The sequence below is a fragment of the Cupriavidus sp. 291-E7 genome, assembly GCF_057798835.1.
Genome location: NZ_JBYOJV010000001.1, coordinates 370,448 through 396,376 on the forward strand (window position 1 = coordinate 370,448; position 25,929 = coordinate 396,376).

The 25,929-nt window shown below is 62.8% G+C and carries 27 protein-coding genes, 1 tRNA gene and 2 riboswitches; of the genes, 11 read left to right on the forward strand and 17 right to left on the reverse strand.

What is annotated here, in order from left to right:
* Window positions 1–100 precede the first annotated feature (100 nt).
* Complete coding sequence (locus AC3FLX_RS01705) at window positions 101–1,363, forward strand: MFS transporter (protein WP_488693271.1); 1,263 nt, start codon at window positions 101–103, stop codon at window positions 1,361–1,363.
* Between the two features lie 123 nt (window positions 1,364–1,486).
* Window positions 1,487–2,002: a hypothetical protein gene (locus AC3FLX_RS01710; protein ID WP_488693273.1), complete on the forward strand. Its 516-nt coding sequence runs from the start codon at window positions 1,487–1,489 to the stop codon at window positions 2,000–2,002.
* A gap of 131 nt (window positions 2,003–2,133) precedes the next feature.
* Here AC3FLX_RS01710 and AC3FLX_RS01715 read toward each other — a convergent pair whose 3' ends face one another.
* Both AC3FLX_RS01715 and AC3FLX_RS01720 read right to left on the reverse strand, forming a co-directional pair.
* Window positions 2,134–2,469 carry a hypothetical protein gene (locus tag AC3FLX_RS01715; protein ID WP_488693275.1) on the reverse strand — a complete coding sequence of 112 codons (336 nt, stop codon included), beginning with the start codon at window positions 2,467–2,469 and terminating at the stop codon, window positions 2,134–2,136.
* A 72-nt stretch (window positions 2,470–2,541) separates the two neighbouring features.
* Window positions 2,542–3,519 (reverse strand): LysR family transcriptional regulator, encoded by a 978-nt coding sequence (locus tag AC3FLX_RS01720; protein ID WP_488693277.1) that lies wholly within the window; start codon window positions 3,517–3,519, stop codon window positions 2,542–2,544.
* A gap of 163 nt (window positions 3,520–3,682) precedes the next feature.
* Here AC3FLX_RS01720 and AC3FLX_RS01725 point away from each other — a divergent pair, with 163 nt between their 5' ends.
* Together AC3FLX_RS01725 and AC3FLX_RS01730 are read left to right on the forward strand one after the other, a co-directional pair.
* On the forward strand, window positions 3,683–5,002 hold the full coding sequence (locus AC3FLX_RS01725; RefSeq protein ID WP_488693279.1) for an MFS transporter: 1,320 nt from the start codon (window positions 3,683–3,685) through the stop codon (window positions 5,000–5,002).
* Window positions 5,003–5,034: 32 nt separating this feature from the next.
* Complete coding sequence (locus AC3FLX_RS01730; protein WP_488693281.1) at window positions 5,035–6,531, forward strand: M81 family metallopeptidase; 1,497 nt, start codon at window positions 5,035–5,037, stop codon at window positions 6,529–6,531.
* Between the two features lie 18 nt (window positions 6,532–6,549).
* On the opposite strand, the gene AC3FLX_RS01735 is transcribed toward AC3FLX_RS01730, so the two are convergent.
* On the reverse strand, window positions 6,550–7,017 hold the full coding sequence (locus AC3FLX_RS01735) for a hypothetical protein (protein ID WP_488693282.1): 468 nt from the start codon (window positions 7,015–7,017) through the stop codon (window positions 6,550–6,552).
* Between the two features lie 144 nt (window positions 7,018–7,161).
* Between AC3FLX_RS01735 and AC3FLX_RS01740 the strand changes: the two genes are divergently transcribed.
* Together AC3FLX_RS01740 and AC3FLX_RS01745 are read left to right on the forward strand one after the other, a co-directional pair.
* Complete coding sequence (locus tag AC3FLX_RS01740) at window positions 7,162–8,739, forward strand: histidine kinase N-terminal 7TM domain-containing protein (protein WP_488693284.1); 1,578 nt, start codon at window positions 7,162–7,164, stop codon at window positions 8,737–8,739.
* A 90-nt stretch (window positions 8,740–8,829) separates the two neighbouring features.
* Window positions 8,830–8,916 (forward strand) — tRNA-Leu (locus tag AC3FLX_RS01745).
* 121 nt (window positions 8,917–9,037) lie between these two features.
* Here AC3FLX_RS01745 and AC3FLX_RS01750 read toward each other — a convergent pair.
* The 3 genes from AC3FLX_RS01750 to AC3FLX_RS01760 form a co-directional block, all read right to left on the reverse strand.
* Window positions 9,038–10,306: a D-amino acid dehydrogenase gene (locus AC3FLX_RS01750; RefSeq protein WP_488693285.1), complete on the reverse strand. Its 1,269-nt coding sequence runs from the start codon at window positions 10,304–10,306 to the stop codon at window positions 9,038–9,040.
* A gap of 59 nt (window positions 10,307–10,365) precedes the next feature.
* Window positions 10,366–10,480: riboswitch (glycine riboswitch) on the reverse strand.
* Window positions 10,481–10,579, reverse strand: a riboswitch (glycine riboswitch).
* Window positions 10,580–10,641: 62 nt separating this feature from the next.
* Complete coding sequence (locus AC3FLX_RS01755; protein ID WP_488693287.1) at window positions 10,642–11,853, reverse strand: M20 aminoacylase family protein; 1,212 nt, start codon at window positions 11,851–11,853, stop codon at window positions 10,642–10,644.
* 20 nt (window positions 11,854–11,873) lie between these two features.
* Window positions 11,874–13,190, reverse strand: a complete 1,317-nt coding sequence (locus tag AC3FLX_RS01760) for an MFS transporter (RefSeq protein ID WP_488693288.1) — start codon at window positions 13,188–13,190, stop codon at window positions 11,874–11,876.
* Between the two features lie 285 nt (window positions 13,191–13,475).
* Between AC3FLX_RS01760 and AC3FLX_RS01765 the strand changes: the two genes are divergently transcribed.
* Complete coding sequence (locus AC3FLX_RS01765; RefSeq protein WP_488693289.1) at window positions 13,476–14,390, forward strand: LysR family transcriptional regulator; 915 nt, start codon at window positions 13,476–13,478, stop codon at window positions 14,388–14,390.
* Window positions 14,391–14,395: 5 nt separating this feature from the next.
* On the opposite strand, the gene AC3FLX_RS01770 is transcribed toward AC3FLX_RS01765, so the two are convergent.
* From AC3FLX_RS01770 to AC3FLX_RS01780, 3 genes are all read right to left on the reverse strand, one after another.
* Entirely contained in the window at window positions 14,396–15,073 is a 678-nt protein-coding gene (locus tag AC3FLX_RS01770; RefSeq protein WP_488693291.1) for a type 1 glutamine amidotransferase domain-containing protein, read from the reverse strand.
* 123 nt (window positions 15,074–15,196) lie between these two features.
* On the reverse strand, window positions 15,197–15,757 hold the full coding sequence (locus AC3FLX_RS01775; protein WP_488693293.1) for a cytochrome b/b6 domain-containing protein: 561 nt from the start codon (window positions 15,755–15,757) through the stop codon (window positions 15,197–15,199).
* A gap of 2 nt (window positions 15,758–15,759) precedes the next feature.
* Window positions 15,760–16,029 (reverse strand): PepSY domain-containing protein, encoded by a 270-nt coding sequence (locus tag AC3FLX_RS01780; RefSeq protein ID WP_488693295.1) that lies wholly within the window; start codon window positions 16,027–16,029, stop codon window positions 15,760–15,762.
* A gap of 262 nt (window positions 16,030–16,291) precedes the next feature.
* Here AC3FLX_RS01780 and AC3FLX_RS01785 point away from each other — a divergent pair, with 262 nt between their 5' ends.
* Window positions 16,292–17,287: a LysR family transcriptional regulator gene (locus AC3FLX_RS01785; RefSeq protein ID WP_488693297.1), complete on the forward strand. Its 996-nt coding sequence runs from the start codon at window positions 16,292–16,294 to the stop codon at window positions 17,285–17,287.
* 33 nt (window positions 17,288–17,320) lie between these two features.
* Here the strand turns inward: AC3FLX_RS01785 and AC3FLX_RS01790 are convergent, their stop codons facing one another.
* The 4 genes from AC3FLX_RS01790 to AC3FLX_RS01805 form a co-directional block, all read right to left on the reverse strand.
* Window positions 17,321–17,827 carry a DUF6630 family protein gene (locus tag AC3FLX_RS01790; RefSeq protein ID WP_488693298.1) on the reverse strand — a complete coding sequence of 169 codons (507 nt, stop codon included), beginning with the start codon at window positions 17,825–17,827 and terminating at the stop codon, window positions 17,321–17,323.
* Between the two features lie 31 nt (window positions 17,828–17,858).
* Window positions 17,859–18,548 carry an ArsR/SmtB family transcription factor gene (locus AC3FLX_RS01795; protein WP_488693300.1) on the reverse strand — a complete coding sequence of 230 codons (690 nt, stop codon included), beginning with the start codon at window positions 18,546–18,548 and terminating at the stop codon, window positions 17,859–17,861.
* A 185-nt stretch (window positions 18,549–18,733) separates the two neighbouring features.
* The gene (gene cynS, locus AC3FLX_RS01800) at window positions 18,734–19,204 is read right to left on the reverse strand and encodes a cyanase (RefSeq protein ID WP_488693301.1); all 471 of its coding nucleotides are present in this window, start codon (window positions 19,202–19,204) and stop codon (window positions 18,734–18,736) included.
* A gap of 29 nt (window positions 19,205–19,233) precedes the next feature.
* Window positions 19,234–19,893 (reverse strand): carbonic anhydrase, encoded by a 660-nt coding sequence (locus AC3FLX_RS01805; RefSeq protein WP_488693303.1) that lies wholly within the window; start codon window positions 19,891–19,893, stop codon window positions 19,234–19,236.
* A 113-nt stretch (window positions 19,894–20,006) separates the two neighbouring features.
* Here AC3FLX_RS01805 and cynR point away from each other — a divergent pair, with 113 nt between their 5' ends.
* Window positions 20,007–20,885: a transcriptional regulator CynR gene (gene cynR, locus AC3FLX_RS01810; RefSeq protein WP_488693304.1), complete on the forward strand. Its 879-nt coding sequence runs from the start codon at window positions 20,007–20,009 to the stop codon at window positions 20,883–20,885.
* 251 nt (window positions 20,886–21,136) lie between these two features.
* Here the strand turns inward: cynR and AC3FLX_RS01815 are convergent, their stop codons facing one another.
* The 3 genes from AC3FLX_RS01815 to AC3FLX_RS01825 form a co-directional block, all read right to left on the reverse strand.
* Complete coding sequence (locus AC3FLX_RS01815) at window positions 21,137–21,778, reverse strand: DJ-1/PfpI family protein (RefSeq protein ID WP_488693306.1); 642 nt, start codon at window positions 21,776–21,778, stop codon at window positions 21,137–21,139.
* A gap of 67 nt (window positions 21,779–21,845) precedes the next feature.
* Window positions 21,846–22,541, reverse strand: a complete 696-nt coding sequence (locus AC3FLX_RS01820; protein WP_488693308.1) for a helix-turn-helix domain-containing protein — start codon at window positions 22,539–22,541, stop codon at window positions 21,846–21,848.
* Between the two features lie 125 nt (window positions 22,542–22,666).
* Window positions 22,667–23,995 carry an MFS transporter gene (locus AC3FLX_RS01825; protein WP_488693310.1) on the reverse strand — a complete coding sequence of 443 codons (1,329 nt, stop codon included), beginning with the start codon at window positions 23,993–23,995 and terminating at the stop codon, window positions 22,667–22,669.
* A gap of 256 nt (window positions 23,996–24,251) precedes the next feature.
* On the opposite strand from AC3FLX_RS01825, the gene AC3FLX_RS01830 reads away from it, so the two are divergent.
* On the forward strand, window positions 24,252–24,668 hold the full coding sequence (locus AC3FLX_RS01830) for a cupin domain-containing protein (protein WP_488693311.1): 417 nt from the start codon (window positions 24,252–24,254) through the stop codon (window positions 24,666–24,668).
* Window positions 24,669–24,728: 60 nt separating this feature from the next.
* On the forward strand, window positions 24,729–25,052 hold the full coding sequence (locus tag AC3FLX_RS01835; protein ID WP_488693313.1) for a DUF3470 domain-containing protein: 324 nt from the start codon (window positions 24,729–24,731) through the stop codon (window positions 25,050–25,052).
* Between the two features lie 140 nt (window positions 25,053–25,192).
* Here the strand turns inward: AC3FLX_RS01835 and AC3FLX_RS01840 are convergent, their stop codons facing one another.
* Window positions 25,193–25,912, reverse strand: a complete 720-nt coding sequence (locus tag AC3FLX_RS01840; protein WP_488693314.1) for an SDR family oxidoreductase — start codon at window positions 25,910–25,912, stop codon at window positions 25,193–25,195.
* Between the last annotated feature and the right edge of the window lie 17 nt (window positions 25,913–25,929).

Here is a 25,929-nt window from a genome sequence, read left to right on the forward strand (position 1 = left end):
GAATGGCAGAACGTCTGAAAACTCGTTTGTCCCGCGTGAGGAAGTCGCGTGAAATAGACGCGATTTCGCCTAGTTCGATCTTTTCGCCGTGGAGCCAGTCATGATGACCCGCCAGTCTTCGCATGATGCCAGCGCATTGCAGCTTGCTGCCTCGCCACCCTGGTGGCGCACCACCGTATTCCTGCTGCTTGCGGCGGGGCTTGTGATGGGACTGGCGCTTGGAGTGCGCCATGTGCAGGGCCTGTTCCTGCTGCCGGTGATTGCCGAGCGGGGCTGGACCCGCGAAACCTTTGGCTTTGGCATGGCCGTGCAAAACCTGGTGTGGGGCATCGCCCAGCCATTCACGGGCATGGTGGCCGACCGCTTCGGATCGTGGAAGGTCATGCTCGGCGGGCTGGTGCTGTACGCAACGGGGCTTTGGGGCATGGCGATGGCGCCGTCGTCGATGACATTCATCCTGGCGGCGGGCATCTGTATCGGGATTGCCCAGTCCGGCACGACCTTCGGTGTGGTCTACGGTGCGCTGAGCCGCATGGTGCCGCCGGAACAGCGCAGCCGTACCCTGGGCATCGCCGGGGCGCTCGGTGGCGTCGGCCAGTTCCTGATGGTGCCGTCGGCCCAGGCGTTGATGTCGGTGGCAGGGTGGCATCTGGCGCTGATCGTGTTTGCCGTGGCGGCGCTGGTCCTGCTGCCGTTTGCGCTGCCGTTCCAGGACAGGGCAGTGGGCGATGCCAGTGGCAATCATCCGCCGATGCTCACCGCGATTGGCGAAGCATTCCGCCATTCGGGATTCTGGCTGTTGAACCTCGGCTTTCTGGCGTGTGGCTTTCAGCTCGCGTTTATCGCCAACCATCTGCCGGCCTATCTGCGCGACAAGGGCATGGCGCCGGCCAGCGCGATGATTGCGCTGGCCATCATCGCGCTGGCCAATATCGCCGGAACCTATGCATTCGGCTGGCTCGGCGGACGCCATGTGAAAAAGTACCTGCTGGCAGGCATCTACCTGGCCCGGACTTCAGCGATGGCGCTGTTCGTCTTGCTGCCGCTGAGTCCGGTCACGCTGTACGCGTTTGCGGCGGTGATGGGCTTCCTGTGGCTGGGCACCGTGCCGCTGACCAGCGGCATCGTGTCGCAGGTGTTTGGCGTGCGCTATATCACCACGCTGTTTGGCTTTGTGTTCTTCGGCCATCAGCTCGGATCTTTCCTGGGGGTATGGCTGGGCGGGCTGGTGTTCGAACTGACCCGTTCCTATGATCTGGTGTGGATGGGTGCGATGGCGCTGGGCGTGGTTGCCGCGGCGTTGCATTGGCCTATCGATGACCGTGAGATCGTGCGCGTTCCGTGGCAGGGTCTGCGGCCCTGAGCGCGCGGAGGGAATAAACGGCCGGCCTGATGTGTTTACGTGTCAGGCAGGCTGCGTGCCGCACGCCGGGGGTGGAGTATGCTTGGCACGCAGTCCTGTCGTCCCTGCTATCCGGAGGCCGTCATGCCGATTCGATTTTCTGCCTGGATGGGTACCCTGGTGGTGGCCCTTGCGTTGAGCGCATGCGCGTCGTTGCAGCCGGTGGAAACCGGGCAGAAGCTGATTGGCAGCCCGCCGGCGGCCATCCAGCAAACGTTCGGTACGCCAACCGATACTTTCCAGCTGGCCAATGGCACGCAGCGGTGGCTTTACTCGAAACAGCCCTACGGTTATGAGGTCTACGCAGCGGATTTCGATGCGAGCGGCAAGCTGACCAGTTTTCGTCAGATGCTGACGGAAACCGAGGTCTACACCGCACGCCCCGGCACGTGGACCAAGCAGGATGTGCTGGAGCGCTGGGGCAAGCCGCGCGAGCCTATCCAGTACTACGCACTGATGAAGCGCGAGGCGTGGTCATATCGCATGTATCTGCCAGGGTACTTGCCGGCGCACTTCAGCGCTTACTTCGACGACAACGGCGTGCTGGATCGCACGATGATCATCCAGGACTCACGCGGCGGCGAACGTAGCCGTAAATAGGCCACCGGCGCGACAACGTTCTTTTGATGGATCAACCCGTTCCGGGTTGTCCACGCGCGGGATGAACGCGCGTTCTACAGTTGCGATGCACGAAGCAGGAGGCTTCCAGCGAAGCCTCCCTGTTCGCTGCCTTATCCCCTTCGGACTGCCGTCACCTTGCCACCCATCACATCGATCGTGCGGCGTTGCGGGTTGTAGTCCATCGTGCCCGGCATATGCTGGCCCTCGCGATTGCCGAAGCGCCATGCGCAGCCCTTGAGCAGGGCGGCAGCCTCCGCCTCGGTCTTGCCGATCAGTGCGTCGTCGCCGAGCTTGTCGGCCTGGCAGCCTTCCGGCGTGCCACGGCCGCCTTGCGGGCCTGGATCGGCTACGCCGCCCGAAGGTGGCTGTGCGGCGCATCCCGCCATCATCGCGGCCATCGCCACGGCGCCCGTGAGGGCAATCCCTTTCCAGTTCGGTGCTGTCATGCGCGGGCTCCTTGCTGTCTGTTGCGGCCAGTCGGATTTGTCGAAGTCCCGATTCTAGCGGACCGTCAGTGCCTACCGCGACGCGCGCGCCTTTCGCACCGCGGCGCGAGGCGTCGATTTTCCTCGGCTACGCGGCACCGGTGCCGCAAACATCCGCATGTCACGGAGGATGCAACCGAGCAATGTGTCCGCCGCCACGCCTAACGGCCGACCGGTCTTCACCAGCAGCCTGGCCTTGGCCGCTTCGAAAAGCGGATGAGCGACCGGCAGCGTCACCAGTTCGCCCGATTGCAGTTCTCGATACGCGGCAAATGCGCCGATGAGCGTAATGCCGTGATGACGCTTGACGAAGTGCCGCAGCACGGCCAGCGAATTGGTGGTCAACGTGGGGCGGATCTGGATGTTCTCGGCATAGGCCAGCATCTGCACGACCTGCCCGAGCCCGAACGCGGGCGGCATCATCGCCAGCGGATAGTCGGCCAGTTCGTGCACCTCCACCCTGGTGCCGCGCAGTGCCAGCGGATGCTCGGCATGAACCAGCAGCACCACCGGCTGCGACGACGTTGCCACCCAGCGGACGTCGGCATGCGAGGGCGGGTTGTAGGCCAGCCCGATATGAGCGCGGCTTTCCGCCACCTCCTGCAGCACGTTATTGACGGGCAGGGTGTCCACCGTGACATCGAGCCGTGGATACTGCGCGCAGAAGTCGGTCAGCACTTCGTCCATCAGGCGATCGACATAGCCTTCGCTCGTGGCAATGCGCACCTGGCCGTGTTGCAGGCCGCGCAATGCCTGCAGGCGGTCTTCGAACAGTTCCTGTTGCGCGCGGCAGCCGCGCCAGTATTCCAGCAGATGCAATGCCGCCTCCGTGGGCTGCACGCCGCGCGCATGCCGGTCGAACAGCGGCGCGCCAACCTCATCCTCCAGCAGGCGTATCTGCCGTGTGATGACCGATGGCGAGGTATTGATGCTGTCGGCCGCGCCCCGGATCGATCCGTGCGTGAGCACCTCGTGGAAATAGCGCAGCCTGCGCTGGTTCAGTTCTCGCATGTCGAAGTCCGCCCAATGCATGGTGTTGCCGAATGGGCAACGATAACCGACTTAAGTTGCTCTTGCGCTGATTTTTCATCTGCCCGACGATCTTTCGAAAACAAGAACACAGCAACAGCACAACGTTCATCGCATCCACAAGGACGACCACGGGAGAGATCGGATGTCCGCCACACTGCCCCCAAGCACCACGCCGGCGCATGACAGTGCCGCGCACCACGCGCTGTATCGCAAGCTGAACTGGCGCCTTCTGCCATTCCTTCTGCTTTGCTACACCTTTGCCTATCTGGACCGCGTCAACATCGGCTTTGCCAAGTTGCAGATGCAGAGCGACCTTGGTTTTTCGGATGCCGTGTATGGCCTGGGCGCGGGCATCTTCTTCTTCGGCTACGTGCTGTTCGAAATCCCGAGCAATCTGCTGCTGCCCCGCATCGGTGCGCGCAAGACCATCAGCCGCATCCTGGTGCTATGGGGCCTGACGTCGGCCGGCATGATGTTCGTGCGCGACGAGACATCGTTCTACGTCATGCGCTTCCTGCTCGGCGTGTTCGAGGCCGGCTTTGCGCCGGGCATGATCTTCTACCTGACGTACTGGTACGGTCAGCAGCGCATGGCGCGCGTGATGGCCATCGTCATGCTGGCCGGGCCGATCGGCGGCATCTTCGGCTCGCCGCTGTCGACCTGGCTCATGACCGGGCTTTCCGGCGCGCACGGCCTGGCCGGGTGGCAGTGGATGTTCCTGGTGGAAGGGTTGCCCTGCGTGCTGCTGGGCGCGCTGGCGTTGCGCGTGCTGGCCGACCGCCCGGCCGATGCCAAGTGGTTGTCCGAAGCAGAAAAGCGCATGATTGCAGCGGAGCTTCACTCTCCCGGCGCGGGCCATCATTCGTTTGCACAGGTCGCGCGCGACCCGCGTGTCTACTTGTTGGCTTTCGCGTACTTCACGATGATCTGCGGCATCTATGCCGTGAGCTTCTGGCTGCCTTCCATCCTCAAGGCGGACGGCGTCACGGACACCATGCAGATCGGGCTGTATTCGATGATCCCGTACATCGCCGCCGCCATTGCGATGATCGTGATTGGCCGACGCTCGGACCGGCGCGGCGAGCGGCGCCTGCATAGCGCGGTGCCCGCCTTCGTGGGAGCCGTGGCGCTGGCCGTGGCGACGCTGTCCAGCGGTAACCTGGCCGTGTCGCTGTTGTGCATGACGATTGCCACGGCGATGATGTGGTCGGCCTACACGGTGTTCTGGGCCATTCCGTCGCAGTACCTGAAGGGGGATGCGGCGGCCGGTGGCATCGCGCTGATCAATACCATCGGCCTGATCGGCGGGTTTCTCAGCCCAACGATCATTGGCTGGGTGCGCACGGCCACGGGCAGCATGCAGGCCGGCCTGCTGGTCATGGTGGCGTTGCTCGTAGCTGGCGCCCTGACGCTGCTGGCCAATCGCATGCCGGCATCGCACGGCAGCGTGGCCGCCGCCTGACACAACCAATGAGAATGCATATGGAGATGTCCTTGTCACCCCGAATCCTGATCGCCGGCTTCCAGCACGAAACCAATACGTTTGCGCCGTCGAAGGCTACCTACACCAGCTTCGAGCGCGGCGAGGGCTTTCCGGCCATGTGTCGAGGCGACGATGTGCTGGCGTTGCGCGACGTGAATATTCCCGTGGGCGGGTTCATCCAGGCAGCGGAACGCAACCGCTGGTCGCTTTGCCCGGTGATCTGGGCCGGCGCGAGCCCGTCGGCGCACGTGACCGAGGATGCGTTCGAGCGCATCGCCAGCGAAATCGTCGCGGCCGCGCGGGCGGGCGGCTTCGACGCGATCTACCTGGACCTGCACGGCGCGATGGTGGCCGAGCACGTTGACGATGGCGAGGGCGAACTGCTGGCGCGGCTGCGTGACGTGATCGGTCCCGGCGTGCCGCTGGTGGCCTCGCTCGATCTGCATGCCAATGTCACCGAGCGCATGCTCGACGCCGCCGATGCACTGGTGGCGTACCGCACCTATCCGCACGTCGACATGGCGGAAACCGGCGTGCGCGCTGCGGAGTTGCTACAGCCTCTGCTGGGCCGTTCGATCCGCTGGCACGTCGCGGCGCGGCGCCTGCCGTTCCTGATTCCCATCAACGGCATGTGCACGATGCTGGAACCCGCAAGCGGCCTGTACGCGGCACTGGAGGACGCCGAGCGCAATGCGGTCGTGTCGCTGTCTTTTGCACCGGGATTTCCGGCAGCGGATTTTCCGGAGTGCGGGCCGGTCATCTGGGGCTACGGCGAGGATGCCGATGCCGCCGAAGCTGCCGTCCAGTCGCTTTACGACCGGATGCTGGCGGAAGAGGCCGCCTGGGAGGTGCCATTCCTGTCGCCCGACGACGCGGTGCAAGAAGCCATGCGGATGGCCGAAGGCGCAACGCGGCCGGTCGTGATTGCCGATACCCAGGACAATCCTGGCGCGGGAGGCGATTCCAACACGATGGGGATGTTGCGCGCGCTGCTGCGTCATGGTGCGCGGGACGCGGCGATTGGCCTGATCTGGGACCCGACGGCGGCCGCGACAGCGCATCGCGCGGGCGTTGGCGCGGTGATCGACATCGCGCTTGGCGGAGTGTCCGGCGTGCCCGGAGACGAGCCGCTGCAGGGGCGCTTCGAAGTGCTCGGCTTGTCGGACGGCGTGTGCCGCTTTGGCGGGCCGATGATGCACGGCATGGTGGCCGACGTCGGGCCTGTGGCGCTGCTCGGCATGGGCGGGGTACGGATCGTGGTCAGCAGTGGCAAGGCACAGATGCTCGACCGCAATCTCTATCGCGTTGGCGGAATTGAGCCAGAGGCGATGAAGATCCTTGTGAACAAGAGCTCAGTGCATTTTCGCGCGGACTTTCAGGGCATCGCGCATGCCGTGCTGGTGGCCAAGGCACCCGGACCGATGACCGCCGATCCGGCCGATCTGCCCTGGAAGCACTTGGCACCCGGCATCCGTCTGAAGCCAATGGGCCGGCCGTTCCAGGGCTGATGCGCGGGTAGCGCCCGTTCAGAGCTTCTGCTGCGCCGCCAGCCGGAAGATCTTTGCCCAGCGGTTGGCGGTATCGCGGTCCGGTACGGGAATGGCCCATTCGGCCTGCTTGTGGTGCTGCAGTGCCACGACCACATACCAGTGGCCCTGGCGCGCCTCGGGCCGCGCGCCGTCGATGTCCGCAAAGATCATGACTTGGCGCTGGCCGCCCATTTCCAGCACGCCGTTCTTGCGTTCGGCATCGATCCTGAGGTTGCCCCAGTCGCCGCGCAAGGCCAGGATGCGCTCGCCCTTGACGCGCCGGCCGTGAATGGCGCGGTAGCGGCGCAGCCATGCCATGAACAGCGCGGTCAGCGCGGCGAGCACCGCAAGCACGGCGGCGGTACCGGCCAGCATGCCGGCCGCGGCCGCCACCGTCTGGTAGAGCCGGACCATCCCGTAAACAAAGGCGGCGATGACCGCGAGGCCAAGAAGGATAATGGGCACGTCTGGTTTCCGTAGTGTTGCCGGGTGGTATTGACGAGTGTGGCGCCGTGGCGGATGCCCGCCAGCGTCGGACAGCGCGGGCCTATAATGGTTCGCCCCCGCACTGCCTGGCGAAGGGGCGCTATCCGGTTCGGCCACTCGTCAATGCCATCGTATCCTCTCGTCCTTTGCCTGACCATTGCCGTGGTGTGCAGCGTGGGCATGGCTGTCGCAGCGTGGCCGCGGCGCGATGATCCCACCGTGCGCGCGTTTCTGCTGCTGGCCGCCGGCGTGGCCATCTGGAGCGGTGGCCGGTTGCTGGAGATCAGCGAGACGGAACTGGCTGGCCGTATCTTCTGGGCCAAGCTGCAGTATGTGGGCATCGTGGCCGTGCCGATTGGCTGGCTGGTGGCGATGGTTCACCTGAGCCGCCCGCGCTTTGTGGTGCCCTGGTCGATGCTGTGGGTGCCGGTGTTTGCGGCATTGCTGACGCTCGTGCTGGTCTTTACCAATGAGCGCCACCATCTGATCTGGACCACGATCGAGCGGATGCCACCGGGCGTGGCGCCTGGCGCGGTATTCCATCACGGCATCGGCTATACCGCCGCGGCGGCCTGGACGTACGCGATGCTCGGTCTGAGCATGTACTTTCTGGCCACGGCCGAAGTGCCGAACGCCGCGTTGTCAGTGCGCGGCCGCAACGTGCTGATGGCCGGGCTGATGTTGCCGCTGGTCACGCATATCGCCTACCTGTATCGCTGGACCAGTCCGCTGGGCGGCGACCTGACGCCCGCCACGTTTTCGTTGATGACGTTGCTGGTCTGGTTCTGTGCGCTGCGCACGCACCTCGACGATACGGGGCACTATGCGCGGCTCCGCGTATTCGACACGATCCGCGAGGGCTGCGTGATCCTGGGCGCCGATGGGCGTATCGTGGAATTCAATCCTGCTGCCGCACGGCTGGTGCCGGAGTTGTGCCGTGGGCAGATTCCGCCATCGATCTGGCACGACGCATTGAACGCAGCGGGCGAGGTGTCGCCCGTCATTCCGGACGGGGCCGGGTACGAAGTGGCGGTGGAACCGGTACGTCGCATGGATGGCAAACAGATCGGTCTGCTCGTGTTCATGCGCGACATCAGCCGCTACCAGTCGCGCGAGCTGGCACTGGCCACCCAGCTCGGCGAAACCACGGAGCAGTTGTCGCGCGTACAGGCGGACCTCGACATCGACGCGCTGACCGGCATTCCGAACCGGCGCTACTTCCAGCGCGAGTCACACGAAGCTGTGGCGCGTGCGTTTGAGCGCGGCACGGAACTCGGGCTGCTGATCCTGGACGTCGATCTGTTCAAGCAATTCAACGATCTTTACGGACATCCACGTGGTGACGAATGCCTGCGGCAAGTGGCGGCGGCGCTGACTGGCGTACTGCGCGGCGCGCAGTTCTGCACGCGCCTTGGCGGCGAGGAATTCGCCGTGGTGTTGCCCGATTCCTCGATGAAAGAAACGCGCGGCATTGCGCGCAGCATGGTGGCGGCCGTGCGCGAACTTGGCATTCCGCACAACGGCACGCCTGTGCAGCCGTATGTGACGATCAGCGTGGGCGCCGTGTGCGCGGTACCGGAGGCCGCGCGGCTGGAGCCGCTGCTGCATCGCGCCGACAGTGCGATGTACCGCGCCAAGCGTGCTGGCCGGAATCGTTATGTGCTCGACGCCAGCGTGTATCTGGGGGTGCAGAACAGTTGATATCGAGGCCGGTTGAAAAAGGGCTTGCAAATTCCGAAAGCTTCTGTAGAATTCGCGGCTCGCGTCGCAGCAGCAATGCAGCGAAACGAAGCCCAGATGGCGGAATTGGTAGACGCACTAGGTTCAGGTCCTAGCGGTGGCAACACTGTGGAGGTTCGAGTCCTCTTCTGGGCACCAATTCAAAAGCCCTGCTCATTGAGCAGGGCTTTTTTCATTTTGGCCAGGCCATCGATGCAGCGTCGGGAGTTCTCCCCTCTCCCGCTGCGCGGGAGAGGGGCCGGGCGAGAGGGTCAGCGCCTCAAGCCGCCACGCCGCTTGCGCCTCCGCCAACGGCCACGCACCCGTCCTGCGGCACCGCCTGCCGCACCACATCGCCCACCATCTCGGCCGTCACCGCCGACAATGTCCAGCCCAGATGCCCATGCCCCGTGTTGTAGAACACGTTGGCCGCATGCCCACGCCCAACGCGCGGCATCATGTTCGGCATCATCGGGCGCAACCCGGCCCAGGGCACCACGCTGCGTGTGCTCACGCCCGGGAAGCACTGCTGCACCCAGTCGATCAGCGGACGAATACGGTCGGCGCGGATATCGCGGTTGACGCCGTTGAACTCGGCCGTGCCGGCCACGCGGAACCGGTCCACACCCAGACGGCTGGTCACGAGCTTGGTCTCGTCGTCGAGCAGGCTCACGGTCGGCGCGCTCGCCTGGCTTTCGGCATCGTTCAGATTCACGGTGATCGAGTAGCCCTTGACCGGATAGATGTTGACGCGGTCGCCAAGCTGCCGGGCAAAGCCGCGGCTGGCTACGCCCGCGCAAATCACCACGCCGTCGAAGTCGCGCGACGTCGGCAGGTTATCTTCCGCCGATACCACGGTCACGCGCCTGCCAGTGGTCGATACGGAACGCACGTCCTGGTTGTACAGCGTCTGCACGCCCAGGCGCCGGATCGCAGTGGCCAGTCCGCTGGTGAACTTGTGGATATCGCCGGTGGAATCGCTCTCGGTGTAGTAGCCGCCGTAGTAGGTGCCGGCCAGAGTCGGCTCGATGTCACGCATCTCTTCCGGCGTGACCGGCCGGCGTTCCAGCCCGCCATCGGCCAGCAGCTTCGACACGCGGCCGGCATGTTCGAACCCCGACTTGTCCCGATAGATATGCAGGATGCCGCGCTGCTTCAGGTCGAAGTCGATGCCTTCGGCCTGCGCCCAGGCAAACAGGTGCTCGCGTGCCGCAACGGCCAGCCGTGCCGTCTCGACCGTATTGGCACGGTAGTGCGGAATCGACGCGATGAATTCGGCAAACCAGCTCAACTTGTGCCACGAGGGGCGCGGGTTCACCAGCAACGGTGCATCGGCGCGCAGCATCCACTTGATGCCCTTGGCCAGGGTGGACCAGTGCGTCCAGACTTCGGCATTCGATGCCGACAACTGCCCGCCGTTGGCGAAGGACGTTTCCATCGCGGCATAGCGATGCCGCTCGAACAGCGTAACGGAGAAGCCGCGTTTGGAGAGGGCGTAAGCGGTCGTGACGCCGGTAATACCGCCGCCGATCACTGCAATGGTTTTCATGTGGAAGGTCTTCCAGGACGTCATGGGGTGGCAGTCCACGGCGCACCATGCGCTACGCGGACGCCCCCTCTGTCCTTGACCTGAGAGATTCGCAATGCCGCGTGAAAAAACGGGCATCGCTTGCTCCTTCGGTACCACCGGCCGACGTACAAGCCGGGGGTTCTTCAGAGTGCACTGGCGATACCGGTCCTTTTGCCTGAGAGTTTCCGGGGCGGTTGCTCCTTCGGCGCCGTGCTGCCTGATGGCAGGCACGGACTCTCCCGAGATCGCGGGATACAGCGGTGGCAACTATGCCACAGAACTTCAGGAATCCGCTATCGGGATTTCCAGCATGGTCAGGGCTGGGCAGTCAGAAAGCGTTGCGCCAGCCGCACCCAGGCGGCGGCACCGAGCGGCAATACCTGGTCGTTGAAGTCGTAGCCGGGGTTGTGCACCATGCAGCCGCCGAACTCGCCCTCGCCGTTGCCGAGGATCAGGTAGCAGCCCGGTACGGCATTGAGCATCCATGCGAAGTCCTCGCTGCCGTTCAGCCCCTTGGGTGCGTGCGTCACCACCTGATCCGCGCCAACGAGTTCCGTGCAGACTTCCTGCGCCAGCGCCGTGGGTGCCGCCGCGTTGACCATCGGCGGTGTGAGCTGGCGATAGTCGATCTGCGCCGTCACACCGTGTGCCTGCGCGGTCAGGCTCACGATCTCGTAGATGCGTGCTTCCACCAGTGCGCGGGTTTCGGGGCGCGCGGCGCGCACATTCAGGCCAATTTTGACTTCTTCGGGAATCACGTTGTGCGTGGCACCGGCGTGGATGAAGCCGACCGAAACCACGGCGGTGTCGTCAGGCGCGACGTTGCGCGCCACCACGGTCTGCAGTGCCGTGATGATCGCGGCCGATGCCGCGATCGGGTCCTTCGATCGATGCGGCATCGCACCGTGGCCGCCAACGCCGCGAATCGTGACGTCGGCAACGTCGGACGATAGGCTCACCGGACCTTCGAGCACGCGAAACGATCCGGCGGGCACGCCGGGCATGTTGTGCAGTGCAAACACGGCGTCGCACGGAAAACGCTCGAACAGGCCATCGTCGATCATCGCGCGCGCGCCGCACAGGTTCTCTTCGTCGGGCTGGAAAATCAGGTTCAGCGTGCCGTCGAAGCTGCGCGAATCGGCCAGCGCCTTGGCCGCGGCCAGCAGGATCGCGGTGTGTCCGTCGTGACCGCATGCATGCATGCGCCCAGGCGTCTTGCTGGCGTAGGGCAGGCCCGTGGCTTCGACAATCGGCAAGGCATCCATGTCGGCGCGAATGCCCAGCCGCCGTGTGCCATTGCCCACCTTGAGTTGCCCCACCACGCCGCTTTTGCCGATGCCGGTGTGCACGTCGTAGCCCCAGCTTTCCAGTAGCGTCGCCACCAGCCGGCTGGTGGCGCCTACTTCGAAGCCAAGCTCGGGTTGGGCGTGAATCTGCCGGCGGATATCGACGAAGGTTTCGGTGTCGATGGCGGGCAGCAGGTGCGGCAGGAGCTGGAACGGCGTCAGGGTCGGTTCGCGGGTCATGGTTTCGGTCTCGCAGAGGTTCAGTGTTCGCGTTTCTCGGCAATGCGCAGCACGGCGGTCAACGCCAGTACCCCGCACGCCATCATGTAGAAGGCCGGTGACATCGGGTTGCCGGTCTTTGCCAGCAGCCAGGTGACGATGAATTGCGACGAGCCGCCGAACACGGTGACTCCCACGCTATAGATCACGGCCAGGCCAGTCGCCCGTACGCCGGCCGGCAGCATTTCCAGCAGCATCAGGAACAGTGGCGTGGTGCCGAGGTTGATGCTGGCCGTGAGCAGGGCGGACAGGCACAGCACCAACGGCACGCTTGGGTAGTGGTTCATCAGCCAGAACGCGGGATAGACGGCGATCAGGCTGAACAGCAGCGATCCGGCAACCAGCGGCTTGCGCCGGGGGAGCCGGTCCGCCAGCGTGCCGGCGGCCAGCGAGACGACCAGCAGCGTGACGCCCGTGACACAGCCGGACAGATACGACAGCGACGCCGGCATATGCAGCACGCGAATCATGTACGTCGGCATGAAGAACACCACCAGGTACATCGTCGCCGTGCCCGCGGTTCCGGCCAGAATGCCGAGCACCACCTTGCCGGCATGGCGTCGGAACAGTTCGCCGACGGGGCTTGGCGCGTGCGCGTCGGCCTCGTGCGTTTCATCGAGATTGGCGCGGATGTAAAGGCCCACGGGTGCAATCAACAGGCCCAGCAGGAACGGCACACGCCAGCCCCAGCTTTCCAGCGCGTCGGTGGACAGCAGCGCGTAGAGCGTGGCGCCGGTGGCAGCGCCGGCCAGCGCGGAAATACCCTGGCTGCCGATTTGCCAGCTTACGCGCCAGCCACGGCTTTTCACGTCGCCACCTTCCATCAGCATCGCGGTAGACGCGCCGATCTCGCCGCCAAGCGAAAAGCCCTGCAGCAGGCGGCCCGCGAGGATCGTCAACGATCCCCACACGCCCGCCGTGGCGTACGTGGGTGCCAGCGCAATACACAACGTACCGATCACCATCAGCCCGATCGTCAGCGTCATGGCCGCCTTGCGACCACGGCGATCCGCATAGTTGCCGATCACCACGCCGCCCAGCGGACGCATGACGAAGCCGATGCCGAACGTGGCGACGGCGAGTAGCAGCGACCCGTACGGACTATCCGAAGGAAAGAACAGCTTGCCGATCAGCAGCGAGAAGAAGCTGTAGACCGTGAAGTCGAACATCTCCAGCGCGTTGCCGATGGAACACGCGGCGATGAGGCGGAACTGGCTTGGCCGTGCGGCATGGACGGCGGGCGCCGCGGCTACGTCAGCGGACAGCGGTGTGCCGGCGGGCAAGGTTGCGTTGTTCATGTCGGGGGCTCCACGAACCGGGTTTCGAAAATCGTGGAGCCGTTCTTCCCGGCATCCATCGCTTAAGTCGTACGTCCTTGGCGATGGAGTATTCCGGCAAACACAGCGCACCGAAAATCATTTATTGTCATCGTGATAACGAAATGGAATCACCGTCATCAACCCCGGCCGCATGCCATCAGGACTAGTACCTACGCGGCGCATTCGCAGGTGGCGTGCACGGCAAATGCGCACGCGCGCACCACGGCAAGGCATGGGGGAAACGGGCGATCAGGAGAAACCCCGATGAAGCTGCAACAACTGCGCGTGCTGCTGGCGGTAGCCCAGCACGGCAGCATGCATGAGGCCGCGCGCAGCCTGCATACGTCCCAGCCGGCGCTGTCGAAAGCGATTGCCGAGCTTGAACGTGAGCTGGGTGTCACGCTGATGTCGCGCTCGGTGCGCGGCGTGAGCCTGACGGCCTACGGCCTGGCGCTGGTTCGGCGCGCCACCGTGGTGGAGCAGGAGCTGCGGCATGCGCTGGAAGACATCGAATCGATTCGCGGCCACGCCGAGGCGCAGCTTCATATCGGCTTTACGGCGGTGGCATCGAGCGGCGCATTGCCGGACGCCGTGGCGGCCTACCGGCAGCGCTATCCGAACGTGACGCTTCGCGCGCAGGAACTGCGGCCGCAACAGATCATGGAGGGGTTGCGTGAAGGGCGGCTCGACCTGGGGCTGATCTCGACCAACGGCGGCCCAGGCGGCGGTGGCATGCAGTGGGAGCCCTTGTTCTCAGTCGGCATGGGACTGGCCGTGCGGCCCGGTCATCCGCTGCGCCGCGCCCGGCGTCTGCGCGCGCTGCTCGATGCCGACTGGCTGACGCTCGATCCGCTCGACGATCCGGGCAGTCCGCTCGCCAGCCTGATGCGGCTGCACCGGCTGGACATGCCCAAGCGCATCGTGCAAAGCGCGTCGAACCTGCTGGGTTTGCAACTGGCGACCAAGACCGACCTGATCAGCGTCTGGTCGAAATACGTATTCGATGGCACGGGGCCATTGAAGCTGGACCCGGAGGCATTGGTGCGGCTGCCCATCCTGGATGAACTGCCCGATTTCGAAGTGTTCCTGGTCTATCGGTCCGAAGACATGATGACGCATGCCTGCGCGCAATTCACGCGCGAGGTGCGGCACGCTGCAAAGCCGCGCCGCACCCGCTAGTGCGATTACTTCAGCAGCTTCAGCAACGCATGCGCGCCGGCTTCCGATGATGCGGGGTTCTGCCCCGTCACCAGCAGACCATCCACCACCGCATAGCTGCCCCAGTCATCGGTGCGCGAGAACTGGGCGCCGTTCTGCTTCAGCACGTCCTCCACCAGGTACGGCACCACATTGGTCAACTGCACGGCTTCTTCCTCGGTGTTGGTGAAGCCGGTGACCTTGCGGCCCTTCACCAGCGGCTCTCCGTCCGCACGCTTGACGTAGCGCAGCACGCCGGGCGCGTGGCACACCAGCGCCATCGGCTTGCCCGCGCGATCGAATGCCTCGATCAATGCAATGGAGCGCTTGTCATCGGTCAGATCCCACAGCGGGCCATGCCCGCCGGGATAGAAGACCGCGTCGAAGTCGTCGGCCTTGACCTGGTCGAGCGTCAGCGTGGTGGCCAGGTGTTTTTGCGCAGCGGGGTCGCCCTGAAAGCGGCGTGTGGAATCCGTCTTGAAATCGGGTTCGTCGCTTTTGGGGTCGATGGGTGGCTGGCCGCCCTTGGGCGTTGCCAGCGTAACGTCCACGCCCGCGTCCTTGAACACGTAGTAGGGCGCCGCGAATTCCTCCAGCCAGAAGCCGGTTTTCTTGCCCGTATTGCCGAGCGTGTCGTGCGAGGTGAGTACCATCAGGATCTTCATTCTCGTTCTCCGGTGCGGTGACGCCAGCGGCCGGATGACGCCGGCGATGGCATCAATCCTAGTCACCGGTTCCGTATCCGGGTAGGTCGAAATTGAAAGTCCGAAAATCGGGCGGCGCCCCAATCATTTGCCGTAGTCGCGCTTGCGTCGCTTGTAGCCCGTGATCATCGAGACGATCAGGTTTTCGCGGCCCTTGACGCTCATGGCGATGGCCGCCACGACATGCACGGCCACAAGGCCAAGCAGCGTATTCGACAGCCAGCGATGAATGTCGATGGGCCAGTCTTCGCCCCAGAACGGATCGAGCCGGGACATCCAGCCCGTGATGGCCAGCGACAGGATCAGCACCCACATCGCCAGCATCATGACGGCGCCCAGCGGTGTGTGGCTGATGAACCGTGGCGCACGGCCGCGCAGCAGCGCACGGCCGTAGGCCAGCACGCCGGCGGGACGCGGCAGCCAGGCACTGAAACGCGCATGCTCGGTGCCGACGAAGCCCCACAGAATGCGGAACAGCACCAGGCCCGCCGCGACGTAGCCGAGCACGCGATGCAACTGGTCGCCGGAATCATCGACCAGGTCATAGAGAACGATGGCCGCCACGCTCCAGTGCGTGAAGCGGACGGCCAGATCCCACACGCGAACCGTGTCAGGGTGGTGCACGCGATCCGCGGGGGTTGCCATGCTTACTTCTCGATTTCCGATTTGACGATGTCCAGCGTCTTGGTGTCGAAGTAGATCTCGGCCTTCTTGCCGTCCTTGGTGGTGCCGTAGATCTCGTAGCAGTTGCCGTCGACCTTGAACTTCTTGATGTTGTAGCCCTGGGCCGCGATCTTGGCCTTGGCGTCCGCCTCGGGCATCCAGTCGGACTTGGGATGCTTGGTGCAGTTGGCGCCTGCGAATGCGGCGGTTGAGAACAGACCTGCGACAGCAACGGCGGCGATCTTCTTGAACATGGCTCAACTCCTCGTCTAAAGCCCATCAGGGCGAATGCTATGAATCCTAGAGTCTATTGAGATTGATTCTCAATGTTGGTTTTCCCGGTGAGCCGTGGGGCATTCGTGGTTTTAAGCGCACTGCGGCCGCAGATGTAATGTCGCTGTCACTCCTCCGTAATGTCCCTACGCTGAACGTGGACTTCATCATTGTTCGTGATGTGGGACAATCGCGGCCCATCGGGTAAGGGTTTTCCCGATGCCTCGCATCGAAGGGTTTCGCATGAAAACGATTGACTGGAAGGACTGGGAAATTTTCTGCCGTGTGGTGGAAGGCGGCGGCTTCACACAGGGGGCCGAACTCGCGGAAGTCCCCAAGTCATCGGCGAGTGCCGGGGTGGCACGCCTGGAAGGGCAGCTTGGCGTGCGCCTGTTCGAGCGCACCACGCGGCGCGTGCGTGTGACGCAGCGTGGCCAGCAGCTTTACGACCGTGTGGCGCCGCTGTTTGGCGCATTGCGAGAGATCAGTGCCGAAGCGGCTTCGGTCAGCGCCGAAGTCAGTGGCACCATCCGCATCGCCACGCCGTACGAAGTGGGTTCGCAGCATCTATCGCCGACGGTGAACCGTCTGCTCAAGCAGCATCCGGCGCTGAGCGTCCAGCTCGACATGAACTGGGAACAGCCCGATCTGATCCGCCACGGCTACGACCTTGCCTTTGTGATGACGGATACGGGCCTGCACGACAGCTCGTTTGCCAGCAAGCGAGTGGTGCTGATCGAGCGCGCGTACTACGCGGCGCCCTCGCTAATCCGCGAGCGCGGCCTGCCACGCACGCCGCAAGACCTGCAAGGCTGGCCCACTGTCGGCAATCTGGACGATTCGCACTGGGAATTTTTGCGCGACGGCGTGGAGACGTTCTCGCTCGACGTGCAGCCGCGTATCTGCACGCACAACGCCGAAGTCCGGCTGAAGGCGGCGGTCGATGGGCTTGGCGTCACCCGCCTGTCGCCGCGCTTCGTGCACGAACAACTGGTGCAGGGGCAACTGGTGCGCGTGTTGCCAGGCTATTCCTCATCGCCGCTCAAGGTCTACGTGCTGATGCCCGCGCGCAAGCTGATGCCCGCAAGCGTGCGCGCGTTCCTGAACGCCCTGGAGGAAACGCTGGGCGTACCGGAGACGCGGCGCCCCATGTCGCGTCTGAATGGCACGTTGCTGCCGAACGCCGAGGAGGCGCTGACCGAGGACGACAGCGAGCCCACGGTCCTGACGCTCGACTGAGCCGCCGGGGGTCGCTCTCAGGCGCGATGCCGCTCAGTAGGGCTGGTCGCCGCTGCGCACGTCGAAGGCCAGCGTATCGGCGATCTCAAGCATCTCGTCGTCGTCTTCGCTGCGCGTGATCCAGCCCGCATAGGCGTCGCCACCGGTATCCCAGTTCCAGAGCGTGTAGCCGGCCACGCGCAACTGGTCGGTGGCAAGTTCCATCAGCTCGGGCACGCTCGTGCCTTCCAGGAAATCCTCATCCTCGGGGTCGTCGGTGCCCCAGTCGATCTCCAGATCGACGCGCTCGCAGAGCTGGTTCAGGCAGCCGATGAAGGATTCGGCATCCTTCCAGTCGACATAGAAGCCCGCCTCCCAGTCGATGATCTCCTTGATCTGGAAGAGCAGCATTTCGGCGTCGGCGTCGTCCTCTTCGGCGTCTTCCAGCGCCTCTTCGAACAATGCCAGGTGCCGCGTGGTCTGCTGGGTGTCTCCCAGATTGATCAGCGCAAACAGCCGGCTCACGGCGTCCTGCGCGTCGTCGTCCAGTTCTATTGCCATCGGTTGCTCCTTTGTGGCCCGGATGCTCCGTTCATGCGGCCATTTTTCCAATCTCACGATGCCCCCGCGGCGTCACGCGCAGCGCCCGCGACGTTTGGGTAGGCTCGATCCAGCCCCGCTCCAGCATGGTTTCCAGTAACGCCGCGCCCAACGCCCCGCCAAGATGCGGCTTGCGCTCGCTCCAGTCGGGGCAGGTGCAGGCGAACTGACGGCGCTTGCGCCGCGTGGCATCGAGGTCGATACCGAGCTGCGTCAACGCCTGTGCGCCGTTGCCGGTCAGGTCGACCCGCGTGCCGTCCACGGCAAGCCAGCCAGCCTGCGACATTCGTTCGAACAGACCCACCGCAAGTTCCCCGGCCAGATGGTCATAACAGGTGCGGGCCTGCCTGAGCGCCGGTGGCGTGGCGCGCGAAACCGGCACGGCGCGCATGCGCGCCGGCCGGCTGGCCAGCGATGCGGTGGCCAGTGCCTCGATGGCAACCCCAATTTCGGGTGCGGCCAACCGGTAATAGCGATTGCGCCCGCGCGATTCCACCGCCAGCAGCCCGCCCTCCGACAGCCGCGCCAGGTGGCCGCTAGTGGACGACGCCGACAGCCCGGCAATCAACGCAAGCTCACCAGCGGGCCGCGCGCTGCCATCCATCAAGGCCCACAGCATGGCCGCGCGCCCTGGGTCGGCAAGCAGGCCAGCCAGCTGGCTGATGCCTGGAGCGTATTCCATAGTTCATCACTGGGTGAAGAGACGCATGCAGTATAGGCGGTTTGGTGGCGGGGGTGACCTTGGAGATTAAACCTCTTGCAAAACATTAAAGCGCTTGCGACATGTATTGCGGGGGCTGGGTCCTCGATGTCTCCTCCCCGCCCTGAAGGACGGGGCTTGTCGCGCGTTTGGGCAGAAGGGCTTGATCAGAAGGGCTTGGTCGGCAGGTACTTGCCGTCGAGCGTGATTACCGCACGGTGGCCGCCATCCGGGTCGGGCACTTTCTGAATGTCCAGGCGGAAGTTGATGGCGCTGATGATGCCGTCGCCGAACTTCTCGTGTACCAGGGCCTTCAGCGTCGAACCATAGATCTGGACGATTTCATAAAAGCGGTAGATCGTGGGGTCGGTCGGAACGCCGCCGGGGATGCTGCCGCGCACGGGAATCGTCTGCAGCTGCAGCACAGCGTCATCACCGAGGTCCAGTTTGTCGGCGACCTTCTTTGCCACTTCGGCCGGCAGAGGGTGCTGGCCAAGCAGGGCGGCTGTCACGAAGGCCAGCGTCAGGCCGGTTCCTTCGTTGATCTCTTCGAAGGTCAGGTTCTTGCGAATCTTCGAGTCGATGATGGCATCGGTGAGAGCTTGACGATTCGATTGACGGTATTGCGATTGAGGCATTGCATATCTCCTGAGGATGGGAGGAAGGCTCAGACGGTTGCGCTGAGTCGGGGCGGATTCGCGGTTGCCCGGGGGTTTTCCGCAAGGGAAAGGAAGCGGTTGGTAGTCCCATCCAATGCGTTGATGGAACCGGTCTCGATGTCATAGACCCAGCCGTGCAGGTTCAAGCGGCCTTGCTCGACGGCGAGTGCCACCGACGGATGTGTCCGCAGATTGGCCAGTTGGGCAATGACGTTCTCACGCACCATCGAATCAATCCGTGCGCGTTCTGAAGCGTGCTCGCGTGCTTCGTTCACCGCCTTTGCGGCGTCCGCATGGTGCAGCCAGCCCGCAACGGCTGGCATGTGATCCAGACACTTGCATGTAGCCACCGCAGTCATCGCGCCGCAGTCCGAGTGACCGCAGATCACGACGTCCGTCACGTTGAGACCGGCAACTGCATACTCGACGCTCGCCGATACACCGCCAGGCTGTACGCCATAGGACGGGACAATGTTCCCTGCATTACGGATGACGAACAGCTCGCCCGGCTCTTGCATCGTCAGCAATTCGGGGACGACACGGCTGTCGGAACAGGCGATGAAGAGAGTGCGAGGATTCTGGGTAGTGGCGAGATGCTTGAACAGGGCGGTGCGCTTTGGAAACTCTTCGCGCTGGAACTTCAGAAAGCCTTCAATAAGATCTTGCATGGTGGCGCTCCGGTAGGTTGCGGGAGGACTCGATGTGCAAAGAATGGACGAGCTGTCCTATAGCGTCCAAGACCGGTTTAATATCAAAGCTATTTGTTTCTTAAATAGCTCCCATGCTGCTACGACACATCCGTTACTTCCTGGCCGTGGCCGAACACGGGAATTTCACGCGAGCAGCTGAAGCGCTGCATGTATCGCAGCCGACGCTTTCGCTCCAGATACGGCAGCTTGAGGAGAGCTTGCGAGCACAACTGTTGGATCGCACTGGGAGGACCGTGCGCTTGACGGATGCCGGAGCTGCGTACCGCGCCTATGCGCAAAAGGCGCTTCAGGACCTGGAGGCGGGAAAACGCGCGTTGCACGACGTGCAGGAATTGACTCGTGGCGAGCTCCGTCTCGCCATCACGCCGACCTTTACTCCATACCTGGTAGGTCCTCTGGTAGCCGCCTTTAACGAGCGGTACCCCGAGATTTCGCTCGGCGTATTGGAGATGCCGCAGGAGCGCATCGAAGCAATGCTTGCGGATGACGCATTGGACATCGGCATTGCATTTGAGGAAGTCTCGCACCCCGACATTGAGTCGCGGCCATTGCTGGTGGAGACACTGGCAATGGTCGTGGGGCCCTTGCATCCGCTTGCCAGCAAGCGGAAGGCGCTTTCGCTGAAGCAATTCGAGCGAGAGAAGTTCGTTTTGCTTAACGAGCAGTTCGCAACGCGGCTATACATCAACCGTTACTGTCGGCAATACGAGGTCGCTCCACATATCGCAATGGAATCCAATTCTGTTAGTGCGGTGATAGAGGTCGTGCGACGAACAAAAATGGCGACGCTGCTGCCTTCCGCGGTTGCAGACACGCAGGAAGGTCTGCATCAGATCAGACTTGAGCCGGCGCCATCGAATCGAGTCGCTGCACTACTCCAGCGTAAGGACGCCTACCGTAGCGCTGCGTCACGAGCGTTCATCGAAATTGCCACCAACTTGCAAGCCTGAGTCGGGCTTGCTTTTTCTCGACTGCCTTGAAGAGTCGGAATGACGGCATCGAAGTCCAATCCCACGCGGGTCGGCGCCACTCTTGCGGCTTACGGGCAGATGTGGGCCCCAAAAAGAAACCGCGCAGTGTGGCTGCGCGGTCAGGAGAAGTACCAACGGGGCAAGTTATGGCACGGCGGACTGAGCGTCGATTTGCTAACGACCATCAGTCCATTGTGAGGGGCGGCTTGCTTGCATTCAGAACCATGTTTCTATTGATTTACAGCGCTATCAATAGTCAGCGTAGGCAGGCGACCTTGATTCGCGCGGAGCGCGGCGCTGTATTCCATGATTCGTGCGGTTTCGTTGCTCACGTCTGGTCCAAGATAGCGTTCGAGGAGATAGAGCGTTGTGTCGATCCCGAGTGTGACGCCTCCACCTGTAACAATGTCTCCCTCGTCTACCACGAGCGCCTCCGTGGCTTTAGTGGTCGAGTAAAGGCGGCCCATCGTAGTAATCGGGCACTCTTCAGGACTCGCGACAGGCGCCTTGGTTGTCGCTCGCTTGCCATCGAGGAGTCCAGCTGCCCCCAGGATCATCGCCCCGGTGCAGACGCTCGAAATCAACGCGCCTGAGGCATGACGCTGCTTAAGCCAAGCATGCATTGCCGGGTTGTCGATCTCGTTTCGCCAACCTGGCCCGCCGGTTACGACTATCGCGTCCGACGCAGGGGCATCAGCGAATGAAAAATCGGTCTGGACTCGTAGCCCGTTTTGCAACTCGACCTCGCCGCCGTGCTCTGAAACCGTGAAGTAGGACAGTTTGTCCGTGACACGCTTGGCCATCGAGAGGGTGCCGACCACCGCCAGGTCGATGGGCTCGATGAAGGGATAGATAACGACGGCAACGCGCATGGGTGTCTCCTGTTAGTAAGTTTCCCAATTCTAGGAAAAAGTTTCCAAACAGGCAACACCGGTTGACTCAGATTTTCGGTTCGGATGGTTCCGTGACTACGACGATGGCTTGTGCGTCGCCTTCGAGAGCGCGGCCCCGATGTGGGGTGCCGGACTCGAAGTACAGGCTATCCCCAGCTTCGAGGACGTAGCGCTGGAGCTTGCCATGTAGCTTGAACTCGAACTCCACCTTTCCTGAAAGAAGAAAGACGAATTCTTCGCCGCCATGCTCGAAGAAGAAATCCAAGTCCGTCGCGGACGGAAAGGTGAACATGAACGGGTCCATCAGCTTGTGCTGTTTCTTATGGGCCAGACTCACATAGTCATACCCATAGGCGCTTCCGCCGCGAACAACGGGTTTTCTTTCCCAGTGATGCACCAACGAGATGGGGCGATCTACATCCTCAACCGCTGCGGTCTCGGTTTGATTGGGGTCTGAGAAAAAATAGCTGAGCTCCATCCCCATTGCCCTGGCGATACGAGCGAGTGAGCCAATCGGAGGGGCTTTCTTGCCGTTTTCAATCTTGGAAAGGTAGCCTTTGGTGAAGCCAGATTTCTCGGCCAGCGCATCCAGCGTCAGGCCGTGCTCTATCCGTGCCATCCGCAACCGCTGGCAAACGACTTCTTCATCATCCTGTGCTGCGCTGATGTCTTGGGACACCTGCGCGGCGGCTCGGGGCGCTTGGGCAGGTGTCGTGTTCCGCTGGAGGGTTTTTGCCGACATGGCTCGCAAATCCGGTCGTCCGTTCAACATGGGAGTCGGGAAACACATGGTTTCCTACGGAGATTGTATGCGGGATTTGCGAGCCCGCCCAAAACGGGTGCTTCAGCGCGGTGTTGGACCGCGGGTCACGAATCGTACAAATTGTCGCGATACGTTTCAGGGCTCGCAACCGTTGCAATCAACGTCACGATACCCAGGACGGCGATCATGATGGCAACGCCAACGAAATGTCCCTGTTTCGCGAGTAAGGCCGTGGCCAACATGGGAGCCAGGCCTCCACCGATGCCGGCGGCCATCTGGCAGCCAAGAGACGAACCGCTGTAGCGTACCTTGGTGCCAAAGAGTTCCGGGAGCAGAGCCGCTTGTGGACCATACATCGATCCGTGGCCAAGGTTCATGCAAAGCGCAACCGCGAAGGCGATGACGACAGGACTTCCAGTCTGGATGGCCAGGAAGAGGGGATATGCCGTAGCGATAGTAAAGAGCGAGCCCAGGAAGTAGAGGGTTCGGCGTCCCCACCGATCAGATAGCCACCCGAACAGCGGAATCGTGAACAATTCCAGGGCTGCTCCCAGCAAAACGCCGTCCAGGATGACTGTCTTAGGAAGGTGCAGCACTGTCGTACCGTAGACGACCACGAAGACGGTGAGGATGTAGACCCATGCCACCTCGCAGACCTTCAATCCAATGCTGATAAGCAGATTGCGTCGGTGTTTGGTGAGCACCTCAAACAGCGGAATCTTCGGGCTTTCCTGACCATCGTCGGATGCTGCCGCAAACACTGGGGACTCTGTCACCTTGAGCCGGATGTAAAAGCCCAGCAGGACGAGGACGGAGCTGAGCAGAAAGGGGATGCGCCAGCCCCAGGTCAAGAAGTCGCTGTCGGGCATGCGGGACAAGTACGCGAAGATGCCGGTTGAGGCAAGCATTCCAAGGGGAAAGCCCATCTGAACCAGGCTCCCATAAAAGCCACGCTTACCGCGCGGCGAATGCTCGATGACCATGAGCGCGGCTCCACCCCATTCGCCACCAATGCCGATGCCCTGGACAACCCGCAGAAGGATCAGCAGGGCAGGGGCCCATACGCCGATTTGTGCGTAAGTCGGCAGCAATCCGATGGCAAATGTCCCGCCTCCCATGAGGAACATGGTTGTCATCAGCATCGTCTTCCGGCCGATCTTGTCGCCGAAATGACCAAAGATGACGCCGCCGAGCGGCCGTGCGATGAATCCGACCGCAAACGACCCCAGTGCCGCGAGGGTACCCATCAAGGGGTCCAGGGCGGGGAAGAAAAGCTTGTTGAATACGAGCGCAGCCGCCGTGCCGTAAAGCAAAAAATCGTACCACTCGACCATTGTCCCGATGACGCTAGCCGTCACCACCTTCCCCATGCTGTTGGTGCTGCTTGCCGAGTGGGCCGTGGGGGCTAATCCGGCCACATCGGAGTTGTACATGTCCACTTCTTGTCTCCTGTTCATCGTGGCCTGAGGCCACTGGTTTCCTTTGACTGCTGGTTGATGTTATACAAAAAGGAAACATATTCAACAAAGCAAGGGTAAACGAGGGAAACATAAGTGTGTTAAGGGGCATATACACGTGATTTCCTTCTTCATCGGTTGACTATTGGGAAACACGAGGCTAAATTGAGTCACAGCGGCATCGCAGACTTCGTGTGCACGCTTTCATCCTTCCAAATCCAGGAGACAACACATGACTACTCAGACCGAGAACACGCACTTCGCAGAGCGCCTCAGAGGCAAGTTGGAACCCACCGCGGGCGGTTCCGTCTACATCGACCCGAACACGCTGGAGTGGGAACCCTCTCAGTTCGAAAAGATCTCCATGAAGGTCCTGTACCGGAACGACGACATCGGTGAGATGACGGTGCTACTGAAGTGGGAGCCAGGTGCTGTGTTGCCGTTCCACAAGCATCCGGAAATTGAACAGAGCTATGTTCTGGAAGGGTCGTTCTACGACCATGACGGGATCTGCCGCGCCGGCCAATTTGTTTGGCGGCAACCTGGCTCGCTTCACGAGACCCATTCCGACGAAGGCTGTCTCTTGCTGGCCGTCTATCGCAAGCCCAATGTGTTCTTCGGTACGGCTGGCTTCCGCAAGGCGTCCTGAAGGCGGCTGAAAGCAAGGCAATCCGCTTGGATTGCCTTGATAGCTTCATAGGAGGAAACCATGACGTATGTCGTCACCGAGCCTTGCATCAATTGCCGTCATGGAGACTGCATCGAAGTTTGCCCGGTTCAGGCTTTCCATCAAGGGCCAAACTTTATGGTCATCGATCCCGAGGTATGCATCAATTGCTCAATCTGCGAGGTCGTTTGTCCTGTTTCCGCGATCAAGAGCGACTTCGACCTGGCACCTCATGAAGCGGAATTTGCGGAAATCAACCGGCGGATGTCAGTGCAATGGCCTGTTGTCACTAACGCATCATTGCCTCTTCCCGACGCGGAATCCTGGGCGACCAGGAAGGACAAGCGGACGTTCCTGGAGCTGTGAAAGCCTCGCTTGTACCGATCGCGCTCGATATGGAGGGGCTCAGGAAAATAGGGCGTTGAGCTCGCGTCCGATGGCTGGGCGCCAGACCACGGGAAGCGAATCCGAGTATCGGAACCAGACGCTTGGCGCGCAACCGCGCGTCAAGCGTTAGCCCCTCCATCGATCTGCAAGACGGTGCCGGTTGCGAAGCCGTTGGCCATCAGGAAGAGGCCGGCCTGGGCAAGTTCGGATGCGGTCCCCACGCGGCCGACCGGTAGACCCTCTCCGATGCCTTGCAGCACGCCGGCACGGGCGTCCGATGGCAGAAAGTCCCAGGTCGGAGAATCGACCACGCCTGGGGAAACGACGTTGACGCGGATCGGGGCCAGTTCCACGGCCAGCGTTCGCGCCAGCCCGTCGAGCGCGGCGTTGACCGCCGCCACAATGCTGGCACCCGCGTTGGCCTTGTAGGCGGCCAGACCGCTGTAGAACGTAATCGAACCATCGCTGGCCAGGCGCGGCGCCAGATGCCGGACCAGATGGATCGGCCCCAGCAGCTTCGAACGCAGCATCGCGTCGATGTCCGCACGCGTCGTTTCCAGGAAGGGCTTGAAGACGAGCGCGGCGGCGGTTGTGACCAGATGGTCAACCTTCGGGATCGCCCGGCTCAGCGCTTCGACCTCGGATTCCCCACCGATATCGGCGCAATGTGTGGTGACGCCAGCGCCCAGGCTGGCTTGCGCGAAGGCAAGCCGGTCGGCCGAGCGGCCCACGATGTGTACATGCGCACCGAGCGCGATGGCTTGCTTCGCCAGTTCCAGGCCGATGCCGCTGCTTCCGCCAGCGATGACTACCACTTTGTTTTCAAGATTCACGGACATGGTTTTCTCCAATGAGG